The following is a 19,438-nucleotide window of genomic DNA, read 5'->3' as shown; positions in this document are numbered from 1 at the left end:
TTCAGAAGAAGGGGCGGGCCGGTCCCGATGGGCCGGCCCGGTCGTCCGGGTGTCAGCCGAGCGGGGTGTCCTTGTCGCGCAGCGCCTCCAGGGCATGTGCGTACATGCGCGACTTGATGGTGCCCAGCGTGGGGCCGGCCTTGCCGACCTGGGCCACCGCGATCCCGATCGCGGTCGCGCGCACGGCGTCCTCGTCCACGGCGTGGTCGACCACGGCGGCGGCGAGGGCGTCGTGCCCGCCGTAGCGGCGGGCGGTGGTCATGGCCTCGTGCGCGGTCTGCGGGTTCAGGCGCGCCTGGATGAGGGCGGACATGCCGGGCGTGAAGGGGATGTTGATCTCGGCTTCGGGCAGGCACCAGAAACCGCGGTCGGCGCGCATCACCCGGAAGTCGTGGGCCAGCGACAGCATCGCCCCGGCGGCGAAGGTGTGCCCCTGCAACGCGGCCACCGTGATCACCGGCAGCGACAGCACCCGCGCGAAGAGGTCGTGCACGGACACGACGTACCCCAGGTACTGCTCGCCGTTCGCCATGAGCCATTCGAGGTCCAGGCCGTTGGAGAAGAACTTGCCGGTGGCGGTGGTGACCAGGGCGCGCGGCCCCTCGGCCCGCTCCACCTCGTCCAGCGCGGCGTTCACCGAGGCGATCCAGTCGGGGTGGAAGCGGTTCTCGGTGTCCCCGAGGTCGAGGACGAACACCTCGTCCTGGCGGTCGAGCGTGGGCATGGCGGCTCCTTCGTGCTGAACGGTCACTGCTGCGGCTCGGGTCGATCGCGCAGCGCGCGGGCGAGCGGGTCGTGGATCTCCTCGGCGGCGGTCTCGATCAGACCCGCGACGAAGTCCCCGGCCAGCGCCACCGCCTCGTCGATCAACTGCGCCCGGCCGCCCGGGAAGTGGTGGTACACCGAGCCACAGTCAGCACTCATTGAGTCAATGGTCGTTGAGCGGAGCACCGGGGTCAACCCCACCGAGCGGTTGACTCCACACCCACCACTCAAGCATCATTGAGTCAATGACTACTGACTGGCACCCCGACCTGGTGGCCCGGGCCCGCGTGCACGCGGCGCTCGGCGAGCCCGCGCGGCTGGCCGTGGTCGAACACCTGCTGCTGGGCGACGCCTCCCCCGGCGAGATCGGCCGCGCCCTCGGCCTGCCCAGCAACCTGCTCGCGCACCACGTGAAGCTGCTCGAACAGGCCGGCGTGGTGGAGAAGTTCCGCTCCGAAGGCGACCACCGCCGCACCTACCTGCGGCTGCTGCCCGGCGTGCTGGCCGACCTCACCCCCACCGGGCAGCGGGAGGCCCCCCGGGTGGTGTTCGTGTGCAGCCGCAACTCCGCGCGCTCGCAGCTGGCCGCCGCGCTGTGGAAGCGCCGCAGCCGCATCCCCGTGGCCAGCGCCGGCACCCGCCCCGCCGAGCGCGTCCACCCCCTCGCGGTCGAGACCGCCCGCGCCCACGGCCTGTCGCTCACCCGCGCCCGCACGCACCACCTCGACGACGTGCTCCAGCCCGACGACCTGGTCGTGGCGGTGTGCGACAGCGCCCACGAGGAACTCGGCGGCGACCCGACCGCACGCCTGCACTGGTCGGTCCCCGACCCGGCGGCCGTGGGCACGCCCGACGCCTTCCGACAGGCTTACCTCGACCTCGCCGACCGCGTCGACCGCCTGGTCCCCGCCACGCGCACGCCCCAGGAGCCCTGATGCGCCCCCTGTCCCACCGGCTGCTCGCCGAATACCTCGGCAGCCTCCTGCTCGCCGCGCTGGTCATCGGCTCCGGCATCGCCGCGCGATCCCTGTCCCCCCACGACATCGGCCTCCAACTGCTGGAGAACGCCGCCGCCACCGCCGTCGGCCTCTACGCGATCATCCTGATCTTCGGCCCGGTCAGCGGCGCGCACTTCAACCCCGCCGTCAGCCTCGCCGACGCCGCGCTCGGCGGCCTGGCGTGGCGCGACGTCCCCGCCTACGCCGCCGCCCAGATCACCGGGTGCGTCAGCGGCGCGGTCCTGGCCAACACCATCTTCGACCTCGCGCCCGTCAGCATCTCCACCACCGACCGCGCCACCCTCCCGCACGGCCTGTCCGAAGTGGTCGCCACCGCCGGCCTGCTGCTGGTGATCTTCTCCCTGGTCCGCACCGGCCGCGCCACGCTCGCCCCGGCCGCCGTGGGCGCCTACATCGGCGCGGCGTACTTCTTCACCAGCTCCACCAGCTTCGCCAACCCCGCCATCACGATCGGCCGCGTGTTCAGCGACACCTTCGCCGGCATCGCACCCTCGTCGGTCCCCGCGTACGTGCTCGCACAGCTGATCGCCGTCCCGTTGGCGGTCCTCCTGGTGCGGGTGCTCCACCCGGCTCCGACCACGAGCGGGGCGACCGTCACCGATCAACTCGACACCGAAGGACAGCCCCGTTGAGCACCAAGCCCGAAGTCCTCTTCGTCTGCGTCCACAACGCCGGCCGCTCCCAGATGGCCGCCGCCCTGCTCCAGCACTACGCGCTGGGCCGGGTCAACGTCCGCTCCGCCGGCTCCGCCCCGGCCGACCAGGTCAACCCCGCCGCGGCGCGGGCACTGGCCGAACTGGGCCTGGACATCACCGCCGAGGTCCCGTCCAAACTCACCACCGAGGACGTGGAAGCCTCCGACGTGGTGATCACGATGGGCTGCGGCGACACCTGCCCGGTCTTCCCCGGCAAGCGCTACCTCGACTGGGAGCTGGAGGACCCGGCCGGCCAGGGCCTCGACGCCGTGCGCCCGATCCGCGACGACATCGACCGCCGCGTCCGCGCCCTGCTCTCCGAACTGCTCGACACCGAGGACTGACCACGTCGGAGGTGTGCTGCCGGCCCGTCGTCGGCAGCACACCTCGACCCCGGCGCGGCCCTACCGCCGCCGCAACCGTGAGACCACGAACCGGGCGTCCCGCCCGACCCCCCGCAACGTCGCCGACGCCAGCGTCCGCTGCCACTCCAACCCCACGAACCCCAACCCCGGGTGCGTGGTCGACAGGCCCTCCCGGTGGCGCGGCCGTCCCTCGGCGTCCAACGCCCCCAACGGCTCCAGGTAACCGAAATCCGGCCGGTACCCGGTGGCCAGCACGATCGCGTCCACCTGCTCACGCCGCCCGTCCGACCAGGTCACGGTCGTGCCGTCCAGATCGGTGAACATCGGCCGCCGGTCCGGCCGCCCCACCTCCAACGCGGCCCGGTAGACCCCCGCGTCCAGCACGGGCGTGGAGAAGTGCGCGGGCAACCACCGCCCGACCGGCACGGCGTCCACCCCGGTCACCCGCCACCACCAGTGCACGTCCCGCCCCCACGGCCGCTGCGGCACGAACCTCACCGGTGCCCGCGAGGCCAACGACACCGACGCGACCCCGGCCAACTCGTGCGCGATCTGAACGGCCGAGTTGCCCGCCCCCACCACGACCACCCGCTGCCCCGCGTAGCCCTGCGGGTTCCGGTACTGCGCGGCGTGCACGATCGACCCGGCGAACCGCTCAAGCCCCGGCAACGCAGGCCGGTAGGGCCGCCCGAACCCGCCGTTGGCCGCGATCACCACCGGCGCGGCCAACCGCCGCCCGTCCTCCAACACCACCTCGAACCCACCCGAGCCGCCACCCACCTTCACCACCCGGTGCCCCGTGCGGACATCCACGTCCAACCACTCCGCGTACCGCGCCAGGTAGTCCACCACCTCGTCACGACGCGGATACCGGTCCGGATCACCACCGAACCCCAACCCCGGCAACGAACTGAACCTCGCCGGCGAGAACAGCGTGAGGCTGTCGTAGTACGACCCCCACGACCCCACCGGCCGCTCACCCGCCTCCAACACCACCGGCACACCACCCGCCGCCTGCACCGCCCACGCCGCAGCCAACCCCGACTGCCCACCACCGACGACCAGCACATCACCCATAGACATACGTCGATAATATCGGAACCTCCCGAAATGACGACATGTGCCACACTGGGAGCCGTGGCCGAACTCGGCGAAGCCTCCCGCCGCTTCCTCAAAGCCCTGGCCGGCGAGACCCGGCAACAGCTCATGCTCCAGTTCGCCGGCGGCGGCGAACTGACCGTCGGCCAAGCCGCCGAACGCGCGGGCATCGCCCACTCCACCGCGTCAGAGCAGCTGGCCCTACTCCGCGAGGGCGGCCTGCTCACCTCCCGCCGCGACGGCAAGACCGTCTACTACCGCGCCGACGGCACCGGCATCGCCCAAGCCCTGACCGAACTGCAAACCCACCTGCTCACCTGCTGCCCACCAACCACCACCCCGCCCACGCCGTAAAGGGACGCGAGTACGAGCGCGCGTTCCTCGACACCAACCAGGTGCGAGACCAGCGGGCGGTGCGTCACCCGGGGCGGTCGTCGGTGGCTCGATCGCGGATCCTGGGCGTGCTGCCGAAGCGGCGCATGAGCGGGCGTTCCACTGTGCGGTGGAGGAGCCAGGCGGCCAGGACGCACAACACGATCTCCAGGACGACGGTGGCGATCGTCCCGATCACCGGTCGGATCGCCGAGCCGGCCCAGGCGTTGAACAACTCGACGACCAGCGGGTGGACGAGGTAGAGGGCGAAGGAGATCTCGCCCAGGAAGACCATCAGGGGGGTGCGCCACACCGAACGCGCGCCCCGCAGGTCCATCGACGCCGCCGCCACGACGACCAGCGCCACCGGGACGATGCTCGCCGCCACGAAGACGAACAGCGGTGGCAGCAAGAAGAAGGCGGCGTTGAAGCAGACCACCGCCGCCACCGCGGGGATCGTCACGCCCAGCCTCGGGGTGAAGCCGTTGCGCACCAACCTGGCCAGGACCATGCCCAGCACGAACTCGGGGAGCCTGCTGGGCGGGAAGAAGTAGGTGAACCAGTACTGCGCCAACGGCATCTCCACGACGCCCGGTTGCAGCGCGGGGCCGTCGAGCGTGCCGGCGACGACCGGCACCGCGAAGACGAGCGCGACCATGGCCAGGGCCGCCGAGGTCAGCAGGCGCGCCGGGATCCTGCGCACCAGCGGGATGGTGAACGGGAACAGCAGGTAGAACAGGACCTCGCTGCTCAACGACCAGCTCACCGGGTTGACGCTGTACAGGAACTCGGGCAGCGGCGCCCACGGGTGCAGCAGGAGCAGGCTGATCACCGGGCTGGTGGTCCAGCCGTCGCCCGGCGGCGGGCCGCCGGGCACCGCCGAGATGCCGGTGACCAGGAACACCGCGTACATCACCGCCCAGGTGACGACGTGGTTGGGCAGGATCTTCCAGGCCCTCCTGCGCCAGAACGCCCGCGTGGTGTCCGTCGGCCGAGCCGACCACATCAGCACGAAACCGCTGAGCACGAAGAAGAACGACACCGACACCATCGCGGTCGGCAGGAACGGCGCCCACACGTCCACGTGGCCCAGCAGCACGAAGAACGCCGCCGCGAAACGCAGACCCGTCAACGACGGCAGGCGGTGGACGACACTCGGGGCGGCGGTCACGGGACCTCCTCTCAGATCGTCGTCATGGGGAGCTTCTCCAGCGCGGTCACGTACGGGCCGGCCTGGAACGCGGGCGGGTCGTCGGGGTCGACGCGCAGGTCCGGGAAGCGGTCCAGCAGCACGTTGAGCACCACCCGGCTCTCCAGGCGGGCCAGCGGCGCGCCCACGCAGAAGTGGATGCCCCGGCCGAAGGTGAGGTGCGGGTTGGGGTCCCGGGCGATGTCGAAGACGTCCGGACGGGGGAACTGGCGGGGGTCGCGGTTGGCCGCGCCGAGGCACACCGCGACCATCTGGTCGGCGGGGATCACCTTGCCGGCGACCGTGGCCTCCACGTTGGTCACCCGGCCCATCTCGGGGAACGGGGTCAGGTAGCGCATGGATTCCTCGATCGCGGCCGGGACCTTGGTGCGGTCGGCGCGGACCTCCTCGCGCGCGTCCGGGTGCGCCTCCAGGCACAGCACGGCGTTGCCGAGCACCATCGTGGTGGTGATGTGGCCGTTGACCAGCAGCACGTTGGCGAAGTTGGCCACCTCGGTGTCGGTGAGCCGCCGACCGTCGACCTCCGCCTCGACCAGGGTGCCCAACAGGTCGTCGGACGGCTTGCGGCGGCGGTGGGCGGCGTGCTCGCTCATGTAGTCGACGAAGTGCTGCATCTGCTCCATGGCGTGTTTCAGGATCCGTTGCTGCTCCTCGTCGGACTCGATGTGGGAGAACTCGTGCGCCTGCTCGGTCATCTCGTCGACCCACTGCTTGAACAGGTGGCGGTCGCTCGCCGGTATCCCCAGCAGTTCGGCGATGACGATCACCGGCAGCGGGTAGGCCAGGTCGCGGATCAGCTCGACCTTGTCCTCGCCCGCCACGGCGTCGAGCAACTCGTGCGTCAGGGCCACGACCCTCGGTTCCAGGTCGGCGACCACCTTGGGCCCGAAGGCGTGGTTGACGACCTTGCGCAGCTTGCCGTGGTCGGGCGGGTCCATCTCCAGGAGGTTGCCCTCCAGGAACTTCACCTCCATGTCGGCCATGCGGCCGGTGTTGGAGGAGAACGTCTTCGGATCGGCCAGCACCTTCACCGACTCCGGGTACCCGTACACCCGCCAGACGCCGGTGTCGGGGTTGCGGTCCACGAGCTCCGCCGGCTGCCTGCCGGTGAGCCAGAAGTGCCTCGGGTCGGGGTTCCACTGCGTCAACTCGGCCACGCGGATCCTCCTCGGGTCGAAGGGGCGGGCCGCTGCGCCGATCACGCGGACCCGCGGGTCGCGGGGTGAACCGGCGGGCCCGACGTGTCCCGGCGACGGGACAGCGGTCAGGCCAGGCGCAGCAGCCAGTTGTCGGGGTCTGGGGCTCGGCCGTGGTGGATGGCGGTCAACGCCTCCCGCAGGCCGGTCGTGACGGGTCCCGCCCGCCCGTCGCCGACCTCCCACCGGCCGTGGGCGCCGACGACAGCGCCCACCGGGGTGGCCACGGCGGCGGTGCCGCAGGCGAACACCTCGGTCGTCGCCTGCGAACACAGCTCGTCCAGGGTGATCGCGCGCTGCTCGGTCCGCAGGCCCGCGCGGGCGGCGAGGGTGAGGATCGAGTCGCGGGTGATGCCGGGCAGCAGGGTCCCGCTCAGCGGCGGGGTGCCGAGCGTGCCGTCCTCGGTCACCCAGAAGACGTTCATGCCGCCCAGCTCCTCGACGAAGCGGTGCTCGGCGGCGTCGAGCCACAGCACCTGGCGGCAGCCGTGTTCGACGGCCTCGCGCTGGGCGGCGAAGCCCGCGGCGTAGTTGCCCGCGCACTTGGCCTCGCCGGTGCCGCCGGGCGCGGCTCGGGAGTAGCGCGTGGGAGCCCACACCGCGATCGGCTCCACGGCGTGGCCGAAGAACGCCTCGGTGGGGAACGCCAGCAGCTGGAACGCGTATTCCCGGGCCGGGCGCAGGGCCAGCGTCGACTCCGCGCCGTAGAGCGTGGGCCGCAGGTACAGCGCGCGGCCCTCGCCCTCGGGAACCCAGCGGCCGTCGACGGCCAGCAACGCGCGGATCGCCGACTCGAACAACTCCGCCGGCAGCTCCGGGATCGCCAACCGGCGCGCCGAAGCGGCGAACCGGCGGGCGTGGTCGGCCACCCGGAACCCGGCGGGGACGCCGTCGGGTTGCCGGTAGACCTTCAAGCCCTCGAACACCACCTGGCCGTAGTGCAGGCCGGACAGCGCCGCCGGCACCGTCATCGACGCGTGCGGGCGCACGGCGCCGTCGTGCCAGCCCCGTTCGGGCGTCCACCTCAGCGTCACCGCGTGCTCGGTGAACACCGTGCCGAAAGGGGCGTTCGCGGACCGCTCCCGCACCCGCGCGTCGGGCAGCGGGTCCGGTCCGGGCAGGTGCGCCCAGCTCGTCGTGGCGGTCACCGCACGCGCAGCGGCAGCCGGTCGACGCCGCAGATCTCGGCCGACCGGGAGAACGTCGGCACCCGGTCCTCCGCGATGGTCAGCTTCGGGAAGCGGTCCAGCAGCACGTTGAGCGTCACCTTGCCCTCCAGCCGGGCCAGCGGCGCGCCGACGCAGAAGTGCACCCCCCGCCCGAACGCCATGTGCGCGCCGGGGTTGCGGGACAGGTCGAACGTGTCCGGGTCGGGGAACTGCCGCGCGTCGCGGTTGGCCGCCGCGATCCACACCCGCACCATCTGGTCTTTGCCGATGGTCTGCCCGCCGACCTCGACCTCCTCGGTGGTGGCCCGGTAGGCCAGCGCGAACGGGCTGAAGAACCGCAGCGACTCCTCGATGGCGGGGACCAGCCGGTCGCGGTCCTCGCGCACCAGGTCCCGCAGGCCGGGCACGGTGTCCAGGCACAGCACCGTGTTGCCCAACAGCATGGTGCTGGTCAGGTGGCCGGCGAACAGCAGGATGTTGGCGAAGTTGACGATCTGGGCGTCGTCGAGCCGCACGCCGTCGATCTCGGCCAGCACCAGCTGCGACAGCAGGTCCTCGCGCGGCTTGCGGCGGCGTTCCACGGTGTGCGCGCGCAGGTACTCGTAGAGCGGTCGGATGTGGTCGATCTGCTCCTGGAACTCCCGGCCCTGCTCCTCCTGCCGGTCGACCAGGGAGATCTGGCCGGTGCTCTCCAGCATCTTGTCGACCCAGCCCTTGAACAGGTCGCGGTCACCGGCCGGCACGCCGAGCAGTTCGGCGATCACGATGACCGGCAGCGGGTAGGCCAGGTCGGCGACCAGTTCCAGTTCGTCGCCCTCCACGGCGTCGAGCAGCTCGTGCGCCAGCCGCTCGACGCGGTCCTCCAGCGCCGCCACCGTCTTGAGGCTGAACGCGCTGTTGACCAGGCGGCGCTGGGCGCTGTGCGCCGGCGGGTCCATCTGCATCAGGTTGCCGTCGCTGAACGGGTTGTCCTCGACCTCGACCTGGACCAGCCGGGTGGTGTCGGAGGAGAAGCGCTTCGTGTCGGTGAAGATCTCCACCGCCTCGGGGAAGCCGTAGACGTTCCACAGCCCCACCGTCTCGTCGAACCGCACCACCTGCTCGGCGTGCCGGCCGCGCAGCCAGAAGTGCTCCGGGTGGAATTCCCATCGCTCGGGGAAGTCGGTCATCACGGTCCTCCCTGGGGTGTCACTTGCGGGCGAGGAACAGCCGGCCGGTCGGGAAGGCCAGTTCGACGGACTCCACGGCGGAGAAACCCGCGTCGCGCAGCCGCGCCCGCCACTCCTCCTCGGTCTGGAGGCGGCGCTTCATGAACTCGTGGTGGAAGTAGGTGACGGCGGCGCTGAACCGGCGTTCCCGCGCGTTGCGCAGGTAGGGCACGGCCTCGGTGAGCGCCATGACCCCGCCGGGGCGCAACGCCTCCCGGCAGCGGGTGAACACCTCCATCGCGGTGTCCTCCTCCTCGGGGAACATGTCGTGGAAGACGAACCCCGCGTGGATGACGTCCGCGCCGTCCAGCGGCGACGGGTCGGTCGCGATGGATTGGATGGGTCGCTCGACCACGGTGAGCCGACCGCCCACCCCGGCGCGGTCGCCCGCCTGCCGGGCGGCGGCGCACGAGTCGTGGTCCAGGTCCAGGCCGACCGCGCGCGAGTCGGGCAGCGCCAGCAGGATCTCGATCAGCAGCCGGCAGGTGCCCGAGCCGAGGTCGACGGCCACGGCGGGCTTCGCCTCGACCAGGGCGCTCAACGCGGCCGGGTAGAACGCCTTGGAGCCCATCCACTGCGAGCTGACCGCCACCTCGCGTCCGTCGCGCAGGTCGATGCCGGTGCCCCGGTCGGGGTCGTTGAGGAAGTCGCGGGCGTTCTCGACGAACGGCCGGTTGGCGTTCATCGTCCACGACAGGAATCCGGCCTGGTGCTGGATCACGTCGAAGTCGGGCACCGCGCGGAACGTGCTGCCGTCGGTGCCGACGGGTTCGATCAGCGCGGCCGACTCCAGCGCCTCGCAGTACCCGGCGACGCCGGTTTCACGCAGGTCCGCCGCCTGCGCCAGCTGCGCGACGGTGAACGGTTCGCCGGTCTGGATCACGGTGACGACGCCGAGCCGGTCGCCCATCTCCAGCAGCGCGGCGGCGGCGGCGAGCGCCGGGGCGTCGCCACCCGCCCGGCACTCGGCGGTGAAGTCGTGGTCGACCGTGGGGTGGGTCCTCGTCTCCTCGAAGGTCATCCGGTTCCTCCTGGTGCGGCTTCCGGCGCCGCGGTGGTCACGGTGTGAGCAGACCGTCCAGCGCCGCGCCGATCACGGCGGCGTTGCGCGGCCAGTACATCTCCTGGTGCGTGCAGGCGACGTCGAACCGGCGCAGAGCACCGGTCACCAGCGGTCGCCACAGGTCGGCGAACTGCTCGTCGAGCACGCGCTCCCGGCGGGTCTCCGGGTCCAGCAGCGCGTTGAAGAACACCGCGTCGCCGCGGTACACCGGTTGCGTGTAGCGGCGCATCCGGAGCGTGTGGTCGACGACGATCGACGCGGCCGTCTCCAGCAACCGCGGGTAGCCGTCGACGTCGGTGAGGTGGCCCATGTAGTTGGCCAGGAACGCGCGCACCCCGGCCTCGTCGGGCACGTCGTAGCGGGCGAACACGTCGCCGGGCACGCAGTCGATCAGGCCGAGCAGGCCGATCTCGTGGCCGCGCCGCTGGAGCTCGACGGCCAGCGCGTGCGCCAGCGTGCCGCCCAGCGACCAGCCCAGGACGTGGAACGGCCCGGCGGGCTGGACGCCCAGCACTTGATCGGCGTAGTCGGCGACCATCTCCTCGACGGTGCCCGGCCGCGGCCCGTCGGCGCGGAACTCGCGGGCCTGCAACCCGTACATCGGGTGTCCGGCGGGCACGTGCGGCACGAAGCCGAGGTAGGGCCAGCACAGGCCGCCGCCGGAGTGCACCCACCACAGCGGCGGGCGGTCGCCCTCGGTGCGCAGCGGCAGCACCACGGCGAACGGGTCCACCGCGGCGGGCAGCGAGATCGCGGCCTCGGCGGCGAACTCCGGTTGCCGGTGCCCGGCGGGCAGCTGCCCGGCGAGCCCGGCGACGGTCGGGTGGGCGAACACGGTCCGGATCGGCACCTCGACGCCCAGCCGCTCCCGGATGCGGTAGATCAGCCGGATCGCGCGCAGCGAGTGGCCGCCCCGGTCGAAGAAGTCGTCGTCGACACCCACCCGGTCCACGCCGAGCACCTCCGCGAACAGCCCGCACAGGGCCCGTTCGTCGTCGGTGGCGGGCGGTCGGTAGGCGCTGCCCGCGAACTCGGGCGCGGGCAGGGCGGCCCGGTCGACCTTGCCGTTGGCGGTCAACGGCAGGCGCTCCAGCACCACGACGGCGGCGGGCACCATGAACTCGGGCAGGCTGCGGGCCAAGCCGTCGCGAACCGCCGAGGGCAGCACGGCGGCGTGCCGGGACAGGGCGGGCGCGTTGGCCGTCGGCCCGGTCGGCTCGCCCACCCGGTAGAGGCCGTCCAGGGCCGTGGCGGGTCGGTCGAGCACCACGGCTTCGAACCGGTCGGGCGCGTCGGGCGACCACGTGCAGTACGCGGTCCGGCCGAGGGCCGTGCAGCGTCGGACCAGCTCCTCGGGGTCCACCGCGCCCGCCTCGCCCGCCTCGCTCGCCAGCCGGGCGTTGGGCAGGCCGGTGATCCGGACCGGACCCACCGCGTCCAGCAGCGGGCCGAGGTCGGCCGGGTCGCGCAGGTCGACACCCCACACCGCGTGCGGCAGGTCGCCGACCGACCGGGCGTCCACGGGGGCGCGGTGCAGCACGACCTCGTAGCGGTGGCGGGTCAGCTCGTTGTGCTCGGCGCCGCGCTTGAGCCGGATGTCGACGGCGGCCGACCGGTCGCGTGCCCACGCGTCGAAGAACGCGGGGTCGAGCAGCAGTTCCTTCTCCCCCAGCACGGCCTGCTCGACGGCGGCGCGCACGGCGGCGGCCGAGGCGTCGGGATGCCGGGCGCGGTGCACGGCGGCGTGGAAACGCCGCACGGTCGCGTAGTTGCGCACGTCGCCGACCACCAGCCGGCCGCCGGGCGCGAGCGCGGTCCACGCGACGTCCAACACCCGTTCCAGGTAGTCGGTGTCCGGGAAGTACATGACCACCGAGTTCAGGATCACCGTGTCGAAGTGGCCGGCGGGCAGGCCCGTCGGGTCGTCGGCGGCCTGCCGGCGCACCCGGACCCGGTCGCGCAGCACCTCGTCGCGGTCGATGTGGTCGCGCAGGCGGTCGACGGCGTGGGCGGAGAAGTCGGTGGCCCAGTAGGTGTCGACGACGGGCGCGAGCGGGCGCAGCAGCAGGCCGGAGCCGACGCCGATCTCCAGCACCCGGCGCGGCGCGTACGCCGTGATGCGGTCCACCGCGGCCTGGCGCCACCGGGTCATCTCCTCCAGCGGGATCGGCGCGCCCGTGTAGGAGCTGTTCCAGCCGGTGTAGTCGTCCACCAGCGGGCCGGGGTCGGCCGGCCGGTCGTAGACGTGCTCGTAGACCTCCTGCCACTCGGTGAGCTGGCGGTCCGGGTCGGCCGCGCCGGGCTCGTGCCGGTCGGGCACCACGTAGGCGACCAACTGGCGTTCGTCCAGCGAGTCCACGTAGGGCAGCACGACGGCCCGCGCCACCCCGGGCCGGCGGCGCAGCGCCGCCTCCACCTCGCCCGGCTCGACCCGGAACCCGCGCACCTTCACCTGGGTGTCGGCGCGGGCGACGAACTCCAGCCGGCCCGCCGCGTCCCACCGGGCCAGGTCGCCGGTGCGGTACATCCGCTCCCCCGGCCGGCCGTACGGGTTGGCGATGAACCGGTCGGCGGTGGGGCCGGGCCGGTCGGCGTAGCCGCGCACCACGCCCGCGCCCGCCGTGTACAGCTCGCCCACCACCCCGGGCGGCACCGGGCGCAGCGCGGGGTCGAGCACCAGCAGGTCGCTGCCCCGCGTGGGCACGCCGATGGGCACCGGCGGGCCGTCCAGGTCGGCCAGGCCCACGACGTGCCGCGCGGCGAACGCGGTGTTCTCCGTCGGGCCGTAGCCGTTGACCAGCTTCAGGTTCGGGCAGGCGGTCAGGGCGCGGCGGGCGGCGGCGGGCGGGAGCACCTCACCGCCCACCCACAGCTCCTCCACCCCGGCCAGCGCCTCCGGCCGGTCCTCGACCAGCAGCGCGAACAGGCCGGTGGCCATGCAGATCCCGGTGACGCCGCCCGCCACCACGGTGTCGGCGAGCACGCCGGTGGCGAACCGTCCCGGCGGGACCGGCACGATCGCGCCGCCGGACAGCAGCGGCACCCACAGCTCCCAGGTGGAGGCGTCGAACGTGTGCGGCGAGTGCAGCAGCACCCGCCGGTGGCCGTCGCCCAGGCAGGCGTCCACGGCCAGGTCGACGATGTTGCGGTGGGTGGCCAGCGCGCCCTTGGGCGAGCCGGTGGAACCGGAGGTGTAGATGACGTAGGCGGCGTTGTCCGGTGCCAGCGGCACCTCCGGGTCGTGCGCGGGCAGGTGGCCGCGGTCCCGCCCGGCCCACCGCGCGTCCAGCAGGATCACCGGCGCGGCGTCGGCGAGCACGAAGTCGATCCGTTCCCGGGGGTAGGCCGGGTCGATCGGCACGTACGCCGCGCCGGCCTTCAGCACGCCGAGGGTGGCGATCACCAGCTCCGGCGAGCGCTCCAGCATGACGCCGACCCGCCGCTCGGGTCCGGCGCCGGCGGCGATCAGGTCGTGGGCGACCCGGTTGGCCTCGGCGTCCAGTTCGGCGTAGCTCCAGGTGCGCTCGCCCGTGATCAGGGCCGGGGCGTCGGGCGCGCGCCGGACGTGGCTCGCGAACAGGGCGACGGCGGTCGTGGCGGGCGGGTCCCCGCCGCGCCCGCGCCGGCCCAGCGCCAGCACGCGGTCCCGTTCCGGGCCGGTCAGCAGGTCCGGCGCGGAGATCGGGGCGGCCGGGTCGGCGACGAACGCGGCCAGCAGCCGCCGCCAGTGGCCCAGGTGGGCGGTGATGGTGGCACGGTCGAACAGGTCGGTGGCGTACTCGGCGAAACCCCGGATGCCACCGTCGGCCCGCTCGGACAGGCTCAGCGACAGGTCGAACCGGGAGGTGCCCTGGTCGACCGGTTCGTAGGCCACCCGCAGGCCGGGCAGCTCGAAATCGGGCTCGGCGTTGTTCTGCACCGCCAGCGCCACCTGGAACAGCGGGTTCGCCGAGCCGGAGCGGACCGGGTTCAGCTCCTCCACCAAGCGGTCGAACGGCAGGTCCTGGTGGTCGTAGGCGGCCAGGCTCGCCTCGCGCACCCGCCGCACCAGCTCGGTGAAGCCCGGGTCGCCGGAGGTGTCGGTGCGCAGCACCCAGGTGTTGACGAAGAACCCCACCAGGTCGTCGAGCGCCGCGTCGGTGCGGCCCGCGATCGGCGACCCGATGGCGATGTCGGTGCCGGCGCCCAGCCGGGTGAACAGGGCCGCCAGCGACGCCTGGAGCACCATCGCCACCGTCGCGCCGCACGCCTGTGCCAGGGCCGCCACGCGGCGGCCCAGGTCGGCGTCGAACCCGAACGCCAGCAGCTCCCCCGCGTTGGACGCCACGGCCGGGCGCGGCCGGTCGGTGGGCAGGGTGGTGGTCTCGGGCAGCCGGTCCAGCTGCCGGGCCCAGTAGTCCAGCTGGGTGCGGTGGGCGCTGGTCCCGTCGTCCGGGTCGCCGAGCAGGTCCCGTTGCCACATCGCGTAGTCCGCGTACTGGACCGGCAGCGGCGACCAGCCCGGCGCGGCGCCGCCGAGCCGCGCCTCGTAGGCGGTGACCAGGTCGCGGGCCAGGGGTGCCAGCGACCAGCCGTCGCCCGCGATGTGGTGCAGCACCACCAGCAGCACGCAGGTGCGCGGGTCCAGCCGGAACAGCACGGCCCGCAGCGGCAGGTCCCGGGCCAGGTCGAACGGGCCGCGCGCCACCTCCCGCAGCGCCGCCGGCAGCCGCGCCTCGGACATCGGGCGCACCTCGAACGGGACGCGGCAGCCCGCCGGGTCCAGCACCCGCTGCCGCGGCTCGCCGTCCACTTCGACGAACACGGTGCGCAGCGCCTCGTGCCGGGTGACCACGTCGTGCAGCGCGGCCCGCAGCGCCTCCGGGTCGACCTCGCCGGTCAACCGGAGCCCCAGTGGCCAGTTGTAGGTCGCCGACGGGCCCTCCAGCCGGTGCAGGAACCACAGCCGGGCCTGCGCGGCCGAGGCCGGCACCAGGTCGTCCGGGCGCGTCCGGGGGCGCAGCGGCGGGCGGCGGGTGCCGGTGCCCAGCGCGGCGGCCAGCCCGGCGGGCGTGGGCGACTCGAACACGGCGCGCAGCGGCAGCCACACGCCGGTCTCGGCCTGGATCCTGGTGACCAGCTTGCCCGCCAGCAGCGAGTGCCCGCCGATGTCGAAGAAGTCGTCGTCCGGACCCGCCTGCCCGTCCAGGCCCAGGACCTTCGCGAACAGGTCGCACAGCAGTTCCTCGTGCCGGTCGCGGGGCGGCCTGCGGCCGGGCGCGGCGGGCAGGGCGGGTTCGGGCAGGGCGGCCCGGTCCAGCTTGCCGTTGGGCGTGGTGGGCAGCGCGGCGACCGCGACCACGGCGGCGGGCACCATGTAGTCGGGCAGGTGCTCGCGGGCGTACCGGCGCAGGTCGGCCACCAGCGCCTCGATGCCGCGCGCGGCGGCCGGGTCGTTCACCACCGGGCCGGGTCGGGTCCGGACCGCGCCCGCGACCACCCGTTCCGGCCGCGGCGGGCCGGGGAACAGCACGGCGTCGAACCGCAGCGGGTCCGGCGCGGGCACCGCCACCAGGTCCAGGCCGTGTCGGGCCGCCTCGGCGCGCAGCACGTGCGGGTCCACCCGCGGGCCGGGGACGGGCGTGCCGAACACGGCGCGGGTCGCGTCGGCGTCGCGGGCCAGGCGGGCGTCCGGGATGCCCTCGACGCGCACCGGGCCCGCCTGCGCCGCGGCGAGGATCGCGGCCACTCCGTCGACGCCGTCGGTCCAGCGGTGGACGGGCAGGTCGTGCACCGGTGCGGCGGGCGCGGGTTCCCGGTGCAGCGCCACCTCGTAGCGGTGGGCGGTCAGTTCGTTGTGGCCCGGCCCGGCCTTGAGCCGCACGTCGACCGCGCCGGCGCCGTGCCGGTCGCCCCAACCGGTGAACCAGCCGGGGTCGACCAGGAGTTCCTTCTCCAGCAGCACGGCCCGGTCGACCGCCGCCGCGACCGCCGCCGGGCGGGCCCGCCGGTCGCGGGCGTGTCGGATCGAGGTGTGCAGCAGGCGCAGGGAGGCGTACCGGCGCACGTCGCCGACGACCAGCCGCCCGCCCGGCGCGAGCAACGGCCACAGCCCGGTGAGCACGGCGTCGAGGTAGTCCTCGTTGGGGAAGTACTGGACGACGGAGTTGAGCACGACGGTGTCGAAGTGTCCGGGAGGCAAGCCGGTCACGTCGTCGGCCGCCTGGCAGCGCAACCGGACGCGGTCCGCACGGCCGGTGCGGACCAGGTCGGCGCGCAACCGGTCCAGGGCGGTGGCGGAGAAGTCGGTGCCCCAGATCTCGCCGACCGCGTCGAGCAGGCCGTGCAGCACCAGCCCGGTGCCCACGCCGACCTCCAGCACCCGGCGCGGCCGGTGGCAGGTGACCCGCTCCACGGCCGCGTCCCGCCAGGCCCGCATGTCGGTGCGCGGGATCGGCTCGCCGGTGTAGCCGGACTTCCAGATGCCGAAGTCCTCCGCCGGGTCGTCGGCGGCCGGTTCGGCGTAGGCCTGGTCGTAGACCTCGCGCCAGGCCCGGACCTGGTCCAGGGCCGCGTCGGCGGTGCGGTCCGGGCGCGGCACCACGTGCGCGACCAGCCGCCGCTCCTCGCCCGCGCCGCGCGCGGTCACCACGGCCCGCGCCACGCCGGGGTGACCCGCCAGCACGTGCTCCACCTCGCCCGGCTCGACCCGGTAGCCGCGCAGCTTCACCTGGTCGTCCACCCGGCCCAGGTGGTGCAGCCGGCCCCCGGCGTCCCAGCGGACCAGGTCACCGGTGGCGTACAACCGCGACCCGGGCGGCCCGAACGGGTCGGCCACGAACCGGGTCGCGGTCAGTCCGGGCCGGCCGAGGTAGCCGCGCGCCAAGCCGTCGCCCGCGATGTGCAGCTCGCCGGTCACGCCCACCGGCACGGGGGCGAGGCGCCGGTCCAGCACGTGCACCCGGGTGTTCGCGATCGGCCGGCCGATCGGCGGTGCGCCCGCGCCGGTCACGGGGGCGGCGGTGGACCAGACCGTGGTCTCGGTGGGGCCGTAGAGGTTGGTCGCGCCCGCCGTCCGGGTGGCCAGCTCCGCCGCCAGGGCCGCGCCCAGCGGCTCACCGCCGACCAGCGCCCGCACCGGCAGCGCGCGCGGGTCCTCGGCCAGCAGCGCCTGCCACAGCGACGGCGTGCCCTGCAGGACGGTGATCGCCTCGCGGTCGAGCAGGTCGAGCAGGTCGCCGGGGCGGGCGCCCACCGCGCGCGGCGCGACGACCACGCACGCACCCGCCGTCAACGGCAGGAACAGCTCCAGCGCGGCGATGTCGAAGGCCGTCGTGGTGACCGCGAGCAACCGGTCCGCCGGCGTCAGCGCGAACCGCTCCGCCATGGCGTGCAGGAAGTTCAGCAACGCGTGCCGGGTGACCACCACGCCCTTGGGCACGCCGGTGGAACCGGAGGTGTAGACGACGTAGGCCGCCGACTCCGGCGGTTGGGGGACCTCCGGCGGGGTGTCCGGCCAGTCGCCGGGCGCGTCGGCGTCGCGCAGGGTCAGCAGCGGTCGGCAGTCGGCGAGGATCCGTTCGGCCCGCGCCGGCGGCTGGTCCGGGTCCAGCGGCACGTAGGCGCCGCCCGCCTTGAGCACCGCGAGCAGGGCCACGACCAGGTCGGCCGAGCGCGGCAGGGCCACCGCGACCCGCGCCTCGGGTCCGACGCCGGCGGCCAGGAGCCGGTGCGCCAACCGGTTCGCGCGCGACTCCAGGTCGGCGTAGCCCAGGTCGACGCCGTCGAACCGCACGGCCGGCGCGTCCGGTCGCGTGGCGGCCCGGCGGGCGATCCACCGGGTCAGCGGTTCGGCGGGCACGGGCGCGGCGGTGCGGTTGAAGCCGTGCCGCAACAGGTCGCGCTCCCGGTCGTCGAGCACGTCCACCGCGCCGACCCGCTGCCGCGGCCGGTCGAGCACGGCCCGCAGCACGCGCTCGAACCGGGTGGCGATCGCCTCGGCCGTGGCCCGGTCGAACAGGTCGGTCGCGTACTCGACGCCCACCACCAGGCCGTCGCCGTCGAGCGCGGGCCGCAGGTTGAAGAACAGGTCGAACTTGGCGGTGCGGGTGGGAGCGGGTTCCACCGACACGGTCAGCCCGGGCAGCGCCAGGTCCGGCAGCGGGGTGTTCTGCCACGCCGTGAGCACCTGGAACAGCGGGTGGTGCGCGGTGCTGCGGTCCGGGCGCAGCAGCTCCACCAGCCGCTCGAACGGCACGTCCTGGTGGTCGTAGGCGGCCAGCGCCTTGCGCCGCACCCGTCCCAGCAGTTCGGCGAAGTCCGGGTCGTCGGACAGGTCGACGCGCAGCACCCACGTGTTGGCGAAGAACCCGACGAGGTCGGTCAGCGCCTCGTCGGTGCGGCCCGCGATCGGCGACCCGATCACCACGTCGTCGCCCGCGCCCAGCCGGTGCAGCAGCACGGCCACCACCGCCTGGAACACCATCGCGGGGGTGGCCCCGTGCGCGCGGGCCAGGTCGGTGACAGCGGTGAGCACGGCGGCGGGCAGGGTGCGCTCGACGACGTCGCCCGCGTCGCCCGCCACCGGCGGGCGCGGCCGGTCCAGGGGCAGCGGCAGCGGCTGGGGCACGCCGGCGAGTTCGTCGCGCCAGTAGCGCCCCTGCACCGACAGCGGGCTCGTCGGGTCGTCCTCGTCGCCGAGCAGTTCCCGCTGCCACAGCGCGTAGTCCCGGTACTGGACGGGCAGTGGCGGCCAGTCCGGGGCGCGGCCGGCTCGGCGGGCGGCGTAGGCGGCGCCCAGGTCGCGGGCCAGCGGGGCCATCGACGCGCCGTCCGCGGCGATGTGGTGCACCACCATCGCCAACACGTGCTCCTCAGGCCCGATGCGCAGCACCGAGGCGCGCAGCGGGATGTCACCGGACAGGTCGAAGCCCTCGACGACGGCGGCGTGCACGGCGTCGGGCACGTCCGTCGCGTCGACGTCGAGGACCGGTACCCGCAGGCGCACCTCGTCCACCGGCAGCACCCGTTGCACGGCGGTGCCGCCGTCGTCCTCGCCGTACACCGTGCGCAGGCTCTCGTGCCTGCCCACGACGTCCCGGATCGCCCCGGCGAGCGCGGCCACGTCCAGCGGGCCGCGCAGCCGCAGCGCCAGCGGCAGGTTGTAGGTCGCCGACGCGCCCTCCAGGCGGTGCAGGAACCACAACCGGGCCTGCGCGGGCGACAGCGGGGTCGGGATCGGTCGGGGACTCGACTGCCGGGTCACGGTGAACCCTCCTGCGGGTGTCCGGGGTGGTGCG

Annotated in this window: 13 protein-coding genes; 4 read left to right on the top strand and 9 right to left on the bottom strand. The window is 74.0% G+C overall.

What is annotated here, in order from left to right; all coding sequences use genetic code 11:
* Nucleotides 1-52 precede the first annotated feature (52 nt).
* Entirely contained in the window at nt 53-724 is a 672-nt protein-coding gene (locus ABD126_RS26965; RefSeq protein ID WP_343936740.1) for an enoyl-CoA hydratase-related protein, read from the bottom strand.
* A 23-nt stretch (nt 725-747) separates the two neighbouring features.
* Complete coding sequence (locus tag ABD126_RS26960; RefSeq protein ID WP_343936739.1) at nt 748-924, bottom strand: hypothetical protein; 177 nt, start codon at nt 922-924, stop codon at nt 748-750.
* A gap of 86 nt (nt 925-1,010) precedes the next feature.
* On the opposite strand from ABD126_RS26960, the gene ABD126_RS26955 reads away from it, so the two are divergent.
* Genes ABD126_RS26955 through ABD126_RS26945 form a run of 3 tightly spaced genes read left to right on the top strand, consistent with a single transcriptional unit; the run spans nt 1,011 to nt 2,823 of the window.
* Entirely contained in the window at nt 1,011-1,700 is a 690-nt protein-coding gene (locus ABD126_RS26955; protein WP_343936738.1) for an arsenate reductase/protein-tyrosine-phosphatase family protein, read from the top strand.
* Nucleotides 1,700-2,416, top strand: a complete 717-nt coding sequence (locus ABD126_RS26950) for an MIP/aquaporin family protein (RefSeq protein WP_343936737.1) — start codon at nt 1,700-1,702, stop codon at nt 2,414-2,416. The genes ABD126_RS26955 and ABD126_RS26950 overlap by 1 nt, the downstream gene beginning before the upstream one ends.
* Nucleotides 2,413-2,823, top strand: a complete 411-nt coding sequence (locus tag ABD126_RS26945; protein ID WP_343936736.1) for an arsenate-mycothiol transferase ArsC — start codon at nt 2,413-2,415, stop codon at nt 2,821-2,823. The genes ABD126_RS26950 and ABD126_RS26945 overlap by 4 nt, the downstream gene beginning before the upstream one ends.
* 60 nt (nt 2,824-2,883) lie before the next feature.
* Here the strand turns inward: ABD126_RS26945 and ABD126_RS26940 are convergent, their stop codons facing one another.
* Nucleotides 2,884-3,921, bottom strand: a complete 1,038-nt coding sequence (locus tag ABD126_RS26940; protein WP_343936782.1) for a flavin-containing monooxygenase — start codon at nt 3,919-3,921, stop codon at nt 2,884-2,886.
* 60 nt (nt 3,922-3,981) lie between these two features.
* Between ABD126_RS26940 and ABD126_RS26935 the strand changes: the two genes are divergently transcribed.
* Nucleotides 3,982-4,296, top strand: a complete 315-nt coding sequence (locus ABD126_RS26935; RefSeq protein WP_343936735.1) for an ArsR/SmtB family transcription factor — start codon at nt 3,982-3,984, stop codon at nt 4,294-4,296.
* A 64-nt stretch (nt 4,297-4,360) separates the two neighbouring features.
* Here the strand turns inward: ABD126_RS26935 and ABD126_RS26930 are convergent, their stop codons facing one another.
* The 6 genes from ABD126_RS26930 to ABD126_RS26905 all read right to left on the bottom strand — a co-directional run bounded on the left by ABD126_RS26930 (nt 4,361) and on the right by ABD126_RS26905 (nt 19,404).
* Nucleotides 4,361-5,485: an acyltransferase family protein gene (locus tag ABD126_RS26930; protein WP_343936734.1), complete on the bottom strand. Its 1,125-nt coding sequence runs from the start codon at nt 5,483-5,485 to the stop codon at nt 4,361-4,363.
* An 11-nt stretch (nt 5,486-5,496) separates the two neighbouring features.
* Entirely contained in the window at nt 5,497-6,681 is a 1,185-nt protein-coding gene (locus tag ABD126_RS26925; RefSeq protein WP_343936733.1) for a cytochrome P450, read from the bottom strand.
* A 107-nt stretch (nt 6,682-6,788) separates the two neighbouring features.
* The gene (locus tag ABD126_RS26920; protein ID WP_343936732.1) at nt 6,789-7,868 is read right to left on the bottom strand and encodes a branched-chain amino acid aminotransferase; all 1,080 of its coding nucleotides are present in this window, start codon (nt 7,866-7,868) and stop codon (nt 6,789-6,791) included.
* Nucleotides 7,865-9,058, bottom strand: coding sequence for a cytochrome P450 (locus tag ABD126_RS26915; protein WP_343936731.1), 1,194 nt, complete (start codon nt 9,056-9,058; stop codon nt 7,865-7,867). Before ABD126_RS26915 ends, ABD126_RS26920 begins: the two co-directional genes overlap by 4 nt.
* Before the next feature lie 19 nt (nt 9,059-9,077).
* Nucleotides 9,078-10,118, bottom strand: a complete 1,041-nt coding sequence (locus ABD126_RS26910; RefSeq protein WP_343936730.1) for a class I SAM-dependent methyltransferase — start codon at nt 10,116-10,118, stop codon at nt 9,078-9,080.
* A 37-nt stretch (nt 10,119-10,155) separates the two neighbouring features.
* Nucleotides 10,156-19,404 (bottom strand): amino acid adenylation domain-containing protein, encoded by a 9,249-nt coding sequence (locus ABD126_RS26905; RefSeq protein ID WP_343936729.1) that lies wholly within the window; start codon nt 19,402-19,404, stop codon nt 10,156-10,158.
* Nucleotides 19,405-19,438: the final 34 nt, after the last annotated feature.

Origin of the sequence: Saccharothrix mutabilis subsp. mutabilis, assembly GCF_039521145.1 — a bacterium.
Lineage (GTDB): Bacteria > Actinomycetota > Actinomycetes > Mycobacteriales > Pseudonocardiaceae > Actinosynnema > Actinosynnema mutabilis.
The sequence above is the reverse complement of the archived record's forward strand: the minus strand, read 5'-3'. Positions and strand labels throughout refer to the sequence as shown.